At 70.4% G+C, this 10,625-nt stretch carries 11 protein-coding genes and 1 pseudogene; 3 read left to right on the top strand and 9 right to left on the bottom strand.

Translation table 11 applies throughout. The features are described 5' to 3' along the window. From AC1D01_RS09350 to AC1D01_RS09340, 3 genes are all read right to left on the bottom strand, one after another. A partial coding sequence (locus AC1D01_RS09350; protein WP_477865770.1) for a catalase occupies window positions 1–228 on the bottom strand: 228 nt, incomplete at its 3' end. A gap of 97 nt (window positions 229–325) precedes the next feature. Continuing rightward, complete coding sequence (locus tag AC1D01_RS09345) at window positions 326–1,306, bottom strand: AEC family transporter (RefSeq protein WP_477865769.1); 981 nt, start codon at window positions 1,304–1,306, stop codon at window positions 326–328. 31 nt (window positions 1,307–1,337) lie between these two features. Further along, window positions 1,338–1,922: an SRPBCC family protein gene (locus AC1D01_RS09340; protein ID WP_477865768.1), complete on the bottom strand. Its 585-nt coding sequence runs from the start codon at window positions 1,920–1,922 to the stop codon at window positions 1,338–1,340. Between the two features lie 62 nt (window positions 1,923–1,984). Between AC1D01_RS09340 and AC1D01_RS09335 the strand changes: the two genes are divergently transcribed. Then, on the top strand, window positions 1,985–2,680 hold the full coding sequence (locus AC1D01_RS09335; protein WP_477865767.1) for a glutathione S-transferase N-terminal domain-containing protein: 696 nt from the start codon (window positions 1,985–1,987) through the stop codon (window positions 2,678–2,680). Between the two features lie 63 nt (window positions 2,681–2,743). Here AC1D01_RS09335 and AC1D01_RS09330 read toward each other — a convergent pair whose 3' ends face one another. Together AC1D01_RS09330 and AC1D01_RS09325 are read right to left on the bottom strand one after the other, a co-directional pair. After that, the gene (locus AC1D01_RS09330) at window positions 2,744–3,178 is read right to left on the bottom strand and encodes a PilZ domain-containing protein (protein ID WP_477865766.1); all 435 of its coding nucleotides are present in this window, start codon (window positions 3,176–3,178) and stop codon (window positions 2,744–2,746) included. A gap of 76 nt (window positions 3,179–3,254) precedes the next feature. Next, window positions 3,255–4,778 (bottom strand): alkaline phosphatase D family protein, encoded by a 1,524-nt coding sequence (locus AC1D01_RS09325; protein WP_477865765.1) that lies wholly within the window; start codon window positions 4,776–4,778, stop codon window positions 3,255–3,257. Window positions 4,779–4,860: 82 nt separating this feature from the next. Between AC1D01_RS09325 and AC1D01_RS09320 the strand changes: the two genes are divergently transcribed. Then, complete coding sequence (locus tag AC1D01_RS09320) at window positions 4,861–6,972, top strand: ATP-dependent helicase (protein ID WP_477865764.1); 2,112 nt, start codon at window positions 4,861–4,863, stop codon at window positions 6,970–6,972. Further along, window positions 6,969–7,607: a lysoplasmalogenase gene (locus tag AC1D01_RS09315; protein WP_477865763.1), complete on the top strand. Its 639-nt coding sequence runs from the start codon at window positions 6,969–6,971 to the stop codon at window positions 7,605–7,607. Before AC1D01_RS09320 ends, AC1D01_RS09315 begins: the two co-directional genes overlap by 4 nt. Here AC1D01_RS09315 and AC1D01_RS09310 read toward each other — a convergent pair. The 4 genes and pseudogenes from AC1D01_RS09310 to AC1D01_RS09295 all read right to left on the bottom strand — a co-directional run. Further along, window positions 7,594–8,406, bottom strand: a complete 813-nt coding sequence (locus tag AC1D01_RS09310; protein WP_477865762.1) for a LytR/AlgR family response regulator transcription factor — start codon at window positions 8,404–8,406, stop codon at window positions 7,594–7,596. The genes AC1D01_RS09315 and AC1D01_RS09310 overlap by 14 nt on opposite strands. Further along, window positions 8,403–8,834, bottom strand: a complete 432-nt coding sequence (locus AC1D01_RS09305; RefSeq protein ID WP_477865761.1) for a hypothetical protein — start codon at window positions 8,832–8,834, stop codon at window positions 8,403–8,405. The genes AC1D01_RS09310 and AC1D01_RS09305 overlap by 4 nt, the downstream gene beginning before the upstream one ends. Then, window positions 8,831–10,321, bottom strand: a complete 1,491-nt coding sequence (locus tag AC1D01_RS09300; RefSeq protein ID WP_477865760.1) for a sensor histidine kinase — start codon at window positions 10,319–10,321, stop codon at window positions 8,831–8,833. The genes AC1D01_RS09305 and AC1D01_RS09300 overlap by 4 nt, the downstream gene beginning before the upstream one ends. A 96-nt stretch (window positions 10,322–10,417) precedes the next feature. Then, window positions 10,418–10,625: pseudogene (locus AC1D01_RS09295) on the bottom strand (DUF1501 domain-containing protein); the annotation flags it as partial.

The raw sequence follows: 10,625 nt of genomic DNA, 5'->3' as shown, positions 1-10,625 counted from the left end.
GGTGTAGCGGCTGATGTCGTGCGTGACGGTGAAGCTGCCGTAGGCGCCCGAGCCCTTCGCGTGCACGACCCGCTCCGGGATGCGCTCGCGGTTGAAGTGCTGCAGCTTCTCGATCAGGTGGAAATCCTGCAGCAGCACCGGGCCGCGCGGGCCGGCGGTGATCGAGTTCTGGTTGTCGACCACCGGAATGCCGGAGGCGGTGGTGAGGCGGGAGGGGGTTTGGCTCATGCGAGGGCTCCTGGGTTCGGTGCCTCAGTGTCGGAAAGCCAGGCCTCGCCGTAAATTCAATTGATCAAAGATCAACGATAGCGAATCACAATCGCCCTCACCCACCACCCGCACGCGGGATCAGCCAGCCCGCCAGCAGCGAGAAGCTGGCGAAGGCCAGCACGGTGCTGGCCAGGATGATGCGGGCGATGCGCCCGTTGTCGGCCCGGTAGCGCTCGGCCAGCAGCGAGACGTTGCTGGCGCTCGGCAGCGCGGCCGCCAGCGTCAGCACGGCCAGCCCGAAATCGCTGACCGCGAGGCCGGCCCGGCGCGCCGCCAGCCCGAGGCCGAACACCAGCAGCGGGTGCACGAACAGCTTGATCAGCGCGACCGGCAGGTAGTGCCCGAGCGGCGTGCGGCTGTGCGCATGCTGGCCGGCGCGCCACAGCACCGCGCCGATCGTGAACAGTGCGACCGGCGTCGCCGCATCGCCCAGCATCCGCACGATCTGCGCGAGCGGCCCCGGCAGCTCGCGGCCGCTGGCGGCCAGCAGCGCGCCGAGCCCGATCGCCCAGGGCAGCGGGTTGCCGAGCGCGCCCCGCAGCGAGCGGCGCAGCGAGACGCCGAGGTCGTCGTGCGGCGTGCCGTCGTGCCGGCGCGATTGCGCGAGCGCCACGCACAGCGAGCTGGTGAGCAGCAGGTCGACCAGCACGGTGCCGATCACCGGACCGGCGGCACGCTCGCCGAGCAGCGCGGCCAGCAGCGGCACGCCCATGAAGCCGGTGTTCGGGAACGCGGCGACCAGCGCGCCGAAGGCGGCGTTCTTCAGGTCGACGCCGCGCCGCATCGTCAGCGCGACCGTCAGCGCCACCACCAGCAGCGCGCAGGCGGCGTAGACGCCGATCAGCGCCGGATCGATCAGCTGCGCGAACGGCATGCTGGCGCCGAAGCGGAACAGCATGCAGGGCAGCGCGAAGAACAGCACGAAGGCGTTGAGGCCGGGGATCGCGGCTTCGGGCAGCACGTGCTGGCGGGCGGCGACGTAGCCGCACAGCACCAGCGCGAAGAAGGGAATCGTGACGGCAAGAATGGACTGCACGGGGCGGGAGTATCGCGCCTGTGCAGCCTCCTCAGGGTGACGACGCCGGCGCGGCCGTGTGCGCCGCGGCGCCCTGCCGGCGCCGGATCTCCGCGATCAACTCGTCGTACTGCTTGCCGGTCTCCGATTTGATCAGCGACGGCCCGATGCCCGGTGGCACCCAGCGGTTCGGCACGTACTCGCCGTGGAAGGTGATCACCGTGTGCCCGCTGTCCGAGGCCGTGAGGCGGGTCGTCGCCTCGTAGCTCTTGAAATCGCCGCTGACCAGGTGCGAGCGGATCTCCTGCGGCGCGACCAGCTCGACCGAGCGCACGCTGTGGAATGCGAAGTGCAGCAGGCCGTGGCGCGCCTCGCCGCTCTGCTCGACCTGCAACGCGTTGTTGTCATGGCCGATCACCGCACTGGATTTGAGGTTGGAGACGAAACCCGCCATGTGCTCGTAGTCGGTCAGCACCGCCCACACCTGCTCGCGCTCGGCGGCCACGCTCGCGGTGACGTCGAGCACCACCTTGCCGTCCTGCAACGCGACCTGCACGTCGACCGGCTGGGCCTGCACCGAGGTGCCCAGCAGCGACAGCAGCAACACGGCAGGTGCGAGGGCATGGCGCAGATCCATCGCACGATGCTAAGACAGCCGGCCGTTCGCTGCACGCGGGACTGTTTTGCCTACACTGCCGCATGGCCGCCCCCCTGCTCAAGCTCTTCATCGCCAACAAGAACTACTCGTCCTGGTCGCTGCGCCCCTGGGTGCTGATGCGAACGCTGCAGATCCCGTTCGACGAGCAACTGGTGCCGTTCGGCGCCGGCTCGCAGGCCGAGGTCTTCGGTGGCTTCTCGCCCTCGGGCAAGGTGCCGTGCCTGGTCGATGGCGAGACGGTGGTCTGGGATTCGCTGGCGATCATCGAGTACCTCGCCGAGGCGCATCCGCAGGCCTGGCCGGCGGACCGCGGTGCACGCGCCTGGTCGCGCAGCGCGGCCGCCGAGATGCATTCCGGCTTCTTCAACGTGCGCAACCTGTGTTCGATGAACTGCGGCGTGCGGGTGCGGATCGAGCCGGTGCCACCGGCGCTGCAGGCGGAGTGGGACCGGCTGTCGGCGTTGTGGGATGAAGGGCTCGCCCGCTTCGGCGGGCCGTTCCTGGCAGGCTCGCAGTTCACGGCCGTGGATGCGTTCTTCGCACCGCTGGCGTTCCGGGCCCAGACCTATTCGCCTGCGCTCTCGGCGCGTTCGAACGAATATCTCGCGCGCCTGCTGGCCTTGCCGGCGATGCAGGCGTGGTACGCCGAGGCGCTGGCCGAACCGTGGCGTCACGAAGGCCACGAGGAAGAAGTTCGCGCTTCCGGCAGCTTGCTGCAGGACCTGCGCACCCAGTAGCCCGGATGCCAATCCGGGACGGCGCTTTGCAAATACCCCCGGATTGGCATCCGGGCTACGACGTCAATGTCGCTGGCCGGCGGCGATCGACGGAAAGTCGCGCGCATAGCGGTCGATCCATTCGGTCGCCGCTTCCTCCGCGCTGAGCTGCCGGCCCTCGATGCGGCTGACCGACTGCCGGTAGTCCTCGATGTGGCACACCTGCTCGACCATGCGTGCGAGGAACGCGACCTCGGCATCGAGGAAGGTCACGCCCACCTCGTAGCCGTCGATCTCGCTCGGCTCGCACCAGGCCACCCGGGCATCGGCCTCGAAGGCCGGTTGCACATAGGGAATGCAGATGTGCACATGCTCGCCCGGCGCCACCGCCCGGTCGACATGCACCGCCAGCCCGCCCGCGCTGATGTCATGCGCATGGGCCGCTGCCGCCGGGCCGTGCAGGTTGCCGGTACCGATCTCGACCGGCAGGTCGACAGGGTGGCGGATGAACTGTCTCATGGTGTGGCGCAAGTATTCGCCATCTGCGCGCGCAACGCCAATAACCCATTTGAAGGGGTGGGTTGGCCCGCTTTCGTCATCCGACCTGCGCGCCCGCCCGCCCCGCCTCGACGCCATAGCGCGCCGCGGTGCGGATGCTCGCGTTGGGATCGTTTGCATCGCTGACCACGCGCAGCGCGGCCTCGAGGCGCTGCGGGTTCAGCCGGAAGCTCATGTAGCCGCGCTCCTCGCTGCGCGCATAGCGGATGTGCGGGTTCAGCGGCAGCGCCGCATCGAGCCGGTCCTGCGCCATGCCGTGGCTCGTGATCGAGGTGCCGCAGAACTCGGTGGCGAGCGGCGCCGCGTCGCCGGGGCGGCGCTTCAGGTCGGCGATGTAGTTGCAATGCACGTCGCCGCTCAGCACCACCGGGTTGGCGGCGCCGCGCTCGGCCAGCGTGTCGAGCAGCCGCTCGCGCGCGACCGGGTAGCCGGCCCAGCCGTCGGTCCAGAAGCGGCCTTCCTTCGTCCAGGTGAACGGCGCCATCAGCGTCTGCTGCGCGAGCAGGTTCCAGCGCGCATCGGTTCTTGCGTCGGTGCGCGCCAGGCCCTCGCCGAGCCAGCGCTCCTGCGCCACGCCGAGCAGCGTGCGCCCGGGCTTCATCAGCTCGGGGCAGGCGGCCAGGTCGATGGTGCTCGAGCCGCCGCGGCCCGGCTTCGGGCAGGCCTGGTGGTCGCGGTACTGGCGGTCGTCGAGCACGTGGAAGCGCGCCAGCGCGCCCCAGTCGTAGCGGTCGAACACCTGCGCATTCGCGCGCACCGGCCGCGCCGACAGCGGCAGCGGCATGTGCTCCCACCAGGCCTGGTAGGCCGCGGCCCGGCGTTCGAGGAAGTTCGGCGCCAGGTCCTGGCCCTGGTCGTTCGCGTAGTCGTTCGCGACCTCGTGGTCGTCCCAGGTCACGATCCACGGCGCCACGGCATGGATGCGCTGCAGGTCGGCATCGCCCTTGTACTGCGCGTAGCGGGCCCGGTACTGCGCGAGCGTCGTCGCGTCGCCGCTGCCCTCGTGCAGGCGCACGCGGCCGGCGACCGGCCCGTACTCGTAGATGTAGTCGCCAAGGAAGACGACCAGGTCGGGCGATTCGTCGGCGAGGTGGCGCCACGCGGCGAAGTGGCCGTGGTCCCAGCGCTGGCACGACGCGATCGCGAAGGCCAGCGATTCGCTCGCGCCGGCCGGCGGCGCGGTGCGGGTGCGGCCGGTCGCGCTGCGCGCGCCGAGCGCGGTGAAGCGGTAGAAGTAGCTGCGCGACGGCGCGAGCTCGCGCGGCTGCGCATGCACGCTGTGGCCCCAGGCGGCCTCGGCGGTCTCGGTGCCGCGCGCGACGACCTGGGTGAAGGCCTCGTCGCGCGCCAGCTCCCACTGCACCGGCACGCGCGGCGGCAGGTCGGCGCCCATCAGGCGTGTCCACAGCACGACGCTGTCGGCGCGCGGCGAACCGGAGGCGATGCCGAGCGGGAAACGGTCGATGTCGGCGGCGCGCGCGGCGCGCACGAACAGCGGCGCACCGGCACTGGCCGCGGCCCATTGCAGCAGGCGGCGGCGGTCGAAGGAAGTGGGGCTCATGGAAGGATCGGCAAGAAAGCTCGGAGGGGTTCGCGATTGTTCTATCACAGTCACGCGGCCTCGCTGCGACGGACGCTCGCCTATGATCGATGCGAGTTTGCTTCCGAGCCGTTCCCCCGTGTCCTCCTCCCCCGATTCCGTCTCCACGCTGAACAACGCCCAGATGGAGGCGGTGCAGCACCTGTCCGGCCCGTGCCTCGTGCTGGCCGGCGCCGGCTCCGGCAAGACGCGGGTGATCACGCACAAGATCGCGCGGCTGCTGCAGGCCGGCTATGCGCCGGGGCAGATCGCCGCGATCACCTTCACCAACAAGGCCGCGCAGGAGATGCGCGAGCGCGCCAAGTCGCTGATCGGCGCGCGCGCCGCCAAGCACCTGGTCGTCAGCACCTTCCACTCGCTGGGCGTGCGCATCCTGCGCGCCGAGGGCGAGCGGCTGGGCCTGAAGGAGAAGTTCAGCATCCTCGACAGCGACGACGTGCTCGGCATCCTGAAGGACGCCGGCGGCACCACCGACATCGCGATGGCACGCCGCTGGCAGTGGACCATCAGCCTGTGGAAGAACGAGGGCCTGGGCAGCGACGACGTGAAGCCCGAGACCGACGACGACGTGGTCGCGCAGAAGGTGATGAAGCGCTATGAAGAGCGCCTCGCGGCCTACCAGGCGGTCGACTTCGACGACCTGATCGGCCTGCCGTACCGGTTGCTCAAGCGCGATGCCGAGGCGCGCGCCACCTGGCAGAACACGCTGCGCTACGTGCTCGTCGACGAATACCAGGACACCAACGCGATCCAGTACGAACTGCTGAAGAACATCGTCGGCGAACGCGGCATGTTCACCGCGGTGGGCGACGACGACCAGAGCATCTACGGCTGGCGCGGCGCCACCATCGAGAACCTGCGCCGCCTGCCGCAGGAGTACGCCGACCTGAAAGTGATCCCGCTGGAGCAGAACTACCGCTCCACCGGCTACATCCTGCGCGCGGCCAACGCCGTGATCGGCAACAACCCGAAGCTGTTCGAGAAGAAGCTGTGGAGCGCGTTCGGCGACGGCGAGCCGGTGCAGCTGGTCGAGTGCGACAACGAGGAGCACGAGGCCGAGCGCGCGGTGGCGCGCATCCAGGCGATCCGCGCGAACGGCGCGGCCGACGGCGTGCAGTTCAAGGATTTCGCGATCCTGTACCGCGCCAACCACCAGGCGCGGGTGATCGAGAAGGCCTTGCGCAAGGCCGAGCTGCCGTACAAGGTGTCGGGCGGCCAGAGCTTCTTCGACCGTGCCGAGATCCGCGACCTGTGCGCCTGGCTGCGGCTGCTGGTGAACAACGACGACGACCCGGCCTTCCTGCGCGCGGTCACCACGCCCAAGCGCGGCATCGGCCACCAGACGCTCGGCAGCCTGGGCGAGTTCGCCGGCAAGTGGAAGACCAGCCTGTACGAGGCGCTGTTCGCCGAGAGCCTGGGCACGGCGATCCCGGCGCGCGCGATCGGCTCGCTGCACGAGTTCGGCCGCTACGTCAGCGATTTCGAGTACCGCGCGCGCCACACCACCGGCGCCGAGGACGCGAAGGCGCTGCTGATGGGCTGGCTGAAGGACATCGACTACGAGAAGCACCTCTACGACGGCGAGGACAGCGAGAAGCTCGCCGCGTCGCGCTGGTCGAACGTGATCGACTTCATCGACTGGATCGCCAAGCGCTGCGGCGGCGAGATCGAGAACGACGGCGGCATGAGCATCGAGACCGAGCGCACCAGCGTGCTCGACGTCGCGCAGACCATCTCGGTGATCATGAGCCTGGCCGAACGCGGCGAGGAGCAGGACGTGATCACGCTGTCGACGCTGCACGCGTCGAAGGGCCTCGAATGGCCGCACGTGGTGCTGGCCGGCGTCAACGAAGGGCTGCTGCCGTTCCGCAGCGACGACGAGGAGATGACGCCACAGCGGCTCGAGGAGGAGCGCCGGCTGATGTACGTCGGCATCACGCGGGCCCGCACGACGCTGGCGGTGAGCACGCTGCGCCGGCGCAAGCGCGGGCGCGATTTCGTGCAGGGCATCCCGAGCCGCTTCATCGGCGAGATGAAGCTGCACGAGGCCGGCCCGAAGGAAGACCCGCGCGAGAAGCTGAAGGCGCTGCGCGCCGCGGCGCAGGCGCGGGCCGAACTGGCCAAGGCGGCAGCACCGGCGGCGGGGGCGGAATGAAGCCGATCACCTGGATGGCGTGGACGGGGGCCATCGTCGCAAGCGCGGCGCTGGCCATCGCGTCGGGCGACGGCTGGATCGCGGCGCACTGGCTGTTCGTGTTCAAGCCGTTGACCACGCTGCTGATCATCGCGTTCGCATGGTCYCGCGGGGCCGATGCGCCGGCGCGGCGGCGCTGGGTGCGGGCGGGGCTGCTGCTGTCACTGGCCGGGGATGTCGCGCTGCTGTGGCCGGTGCAGGGCTTCCTGCCGGGGCTGGTGGCCTTCCTGCTGGCGCACCTGGCGTACATCGTGGCGTTCACGCGCGGCGTGCGCTTCGCGGCGCGGCCGCTGGCGTTCGCGGCGTATGCGGTGGTGGCGGGTGCGATCCTGTGGGCCTTGTGGCCGGGCGTTCCGGCGGCGTTGCGCGTGCCGGTGCTGGCCTATGTGGTGTGCCTCGCGACGATGGCGGCGCAGGCGGCGGCGGTGGGCCGCGTCGCGGCGCTGGGCGGCGCGCTGTTCGTCGTTTCGGATGCGCTGCTGGCCACCCACAAGTTCGCAGCGCCGCTGCCGCTGTCGGCGCTGTGGATCCTGGCCACCTACTGGGCGGCGCAGACGCTGATCGCCATGTCGTTGCGGCGCGTCACATCCCCTTGAACAATCCGGTGAAGCTGCGAGACACCTCGAGCTTCTCGTTGTGCCCCTTCACGCTGACCAGCTGGCGCCCGCGCAGGTCGCGCGTCACGCCCGAGATCGCCTGCGTGTTGACGAGCGTCGAGCGGTGGATCTGCCAGAACTGGTTCGGGTCCAGCTCGTCCAGCAGCTCCTTGATCGGCTTGCGGATCAGCGCCTCGATCGTCGCCGTCTGCACTCGCGTGTACTTCTCGTCGGAGATGAAGAACAGCACGTCGTCGACCGGGATCATCTGGATGCTCTGCCCGACCGTCGCCTGGATCCAGCGCAGCCGCTGCGGCGCGCTGCCCGGGTTCAGCTGCTGCGCGAGCTTCTGCAGCAGCTGCTGCATCTCGGGCCCGGCCACCGGCGGCGCCTCGTGCGAGGCCGCGCGCTGCGCGAGCCGCTTGCGGATGCGCTCCACCGTCAGCGCGAGCCGCTCGCGCTCGGCCGGCTTCAGCACGTAGTCGACGACGCCCTGCTCGAAGGCCTCGACCGCGTACTGGTCGTAGGCGGTGATGAAGACGATCTCGCAGCCGTCCCAGTCGTCGTCGCCGGCGGCGAGCTGGCCGATCTGGCGCGCCGCCTCGACACCGGTCATGCCCGGCATCCGGATGTCGAGGAAGACCAGGTCGGGCCGGTGCTGCGTGGTCAGCTCCACCGCCTCGATGCCGTTCTTCGCCTCGGCAACGATCTCCAGCTCGGGCCACACCTCGGCGAGTCGCGCGCGAAGCTGCTCGCGCATCAGCCGCTCGTCGTCGGCAATCACAGCTCGGATGTTCATGCCCGGATCGTAGCCTCAGCCGGGGCCTGGGGCGTGTTCGTCGCTTTCGGCTTGCGCTCCAGCACGCGCCACGCGAGCCACAGCAGCCCGGCCACCAGCAGCACCGGCGACAGCAGCAGCCCCGCGGCGATCAGCGCCACCGCGACGGCGATGCCGACGGCCAGCGCGGCGAACAGCAGCGGCACGCCCAGGCCCACCATCAGCGTGAACGGCACGACGATCGCCACCACCAGCGCGGCCACCAGCAGGCAGGCGGTGAGCACCAGCCACTGGCCGGCCTGCAGCGACGGCAGCATCCACGACTCGCCGTCGATGCTCACGTGGATGCCGTCGGCCGGCAGGCTGTGGATCAGCGCCGCGGCGGCGAGGCCGGCCATCACGAGGGCGCTGAGGCCGAGGCACAGGAAGAGCTTGAGGACGCGTTTCATGCAGGGGCTCCTTCGGACGTCTTGGCGCGGTAGGGCACGGTGATCGTCACCCGCGTGCCGCCGCCGGGGTTCTCGGACACGGTCAGGCTGGCCGCGCTGCCGTACAGCAGCTGCAGGCGTTCGCGGATGTTCGCGAGGCCGATGCCGGTGCCGGCGGTCGCGGCCTTGCCGAAGCCGAGGCCGGTGTCGGCCACCGACACCGCGAGCTTGCCGTGCACGATCTCGGCGGCCACCGTCAGCGAGCCGCCCTCGGCCTTCGGCTCCAGCCCGTGCTTGATCGCGTTCTCGACCAGGCTCTGCAGCATCATCGGCGGGAACTCGGCCGACAGCAGGCCGTCGCTCACGCGCACCTCGGTCTGCAGGCGCTCCTCCATCCGCACCTTCAGGATCTCCAGGTAGGGCCGGATCACCGCGAGCTCGCGGCCCAGGTCGCGCGTGGCCTGCGCATTGGCCTCGCGCATCGTCGGCATGCTGGCGCGCAGCAGCGCGATCAGGTTCTTCTGCATCCGGCTGGCGCGCGGCGGGTCGGTCTCGATCAGGTGGTCGATGCTCGCCAGCGTGTTGAACAGGAAGTGCGGCTCCACCTGCGCCTGCATCGCGGCCATGCGGGCCTCGATCACCTGGCGCTTCAGCGCCTCGGACTCGGCCATCTCGGTGGCCACCACCGCCTGCGCCTCGGCCTTGAAGCGGCCGGCGGCCATGATCTTGATCACCATCGAGATGAAGATCAGCAGGAAGGTGAAACCGGGCAGGTGGTCGCCGGGGCGGAAGCCCTTGATCGTGATGGTCTCCACCTCGTTGTCTTCGTCGGCGGCCATCTTCTCGAGCACGCGGTCGGCGGCCTCGCGCTGGGCCTCGGCCGCGGCCTCCTGCGCGTCGGCGATCGCCCGCTGGATGTCGGCCTTGGCCTCCTCGACCGCGGCACGCACCTCCTCGGTGTCGGCGTTCTTCGGCAGCTTGACCTCGATGGCCGGCACCGAGATCGTGATGCCGGCGGCCGCCGATGCGGCAGCCGACGCGGCCGGTGCCGCCGGGCCGATGCGCACGCCGCGATCGTCGATCGTCACGCCACCGGCGCGCACGCCCTTGTCATCGATCTCCAGCGGCCCGATGCGCACGCCCTTGTCGTCGATCGTGACCTCGAACGGCTTGCCGGCGATGGTCACGTTGGCACGCTTGGCCGGCTCGGCCGAGGCGGCGCTGGCGGGCGCGGCCGGCGCGGTCGGTGCGGCGGGTGCAGTGATCGCCGGCGCCTTGCGCTTCTTCGGGCCCTTCACGACGACGCGGTCGTCGGTCCAGCGCAGGTTGAACGGCGGCAGGTCCGACAGGATGCCGGCGGCGATCAGCGCCAGCACCGACAGCAGGACGAAGCGCTTCCAGCTGATGCTGTCCAGCCAGCGGGCATAGGCGCTGAAGGTGCGGCGGGCGGCCGGCAGCATCGAGCCGGTGAAGCCGGGGGCGGCGGGCGGGGTGGGAGTCGAGACCATGCAGCCACTGTAAGCGGCGGCACGGGGGCGGCGCGACAGCCGGGCGACGGTCCGGCCGATCGGCCGGACAGGCTGCAGCCATCCGCGACAGAGCGGTTACAGGAACCCGRGCTTCCTGGTCGCGAAGTTCTTCAGGTTCGGCAGCACGGTCGCGAGCTGCGTGTCGGTGGCGCCGAACCAGCCGAGCATCGTGGCCGCGTACTGGTCGACCGAGGTGGTCGGGATCCAGCGGCCCTGCAGCTCCCAGCTGTCCTTGCCGACGTCGTCCGGCCCGCCCGGCGTCAGCGTCGGGAAGGTGCCGTAG

Source organism: Rhizobacter sp. P3_B12 (assembly GCF_056402895.1).
Note: the sequence above shows the minus strand (reverse complement) of the source record. Positions and strands in the feature narration are given on the sequence as shown.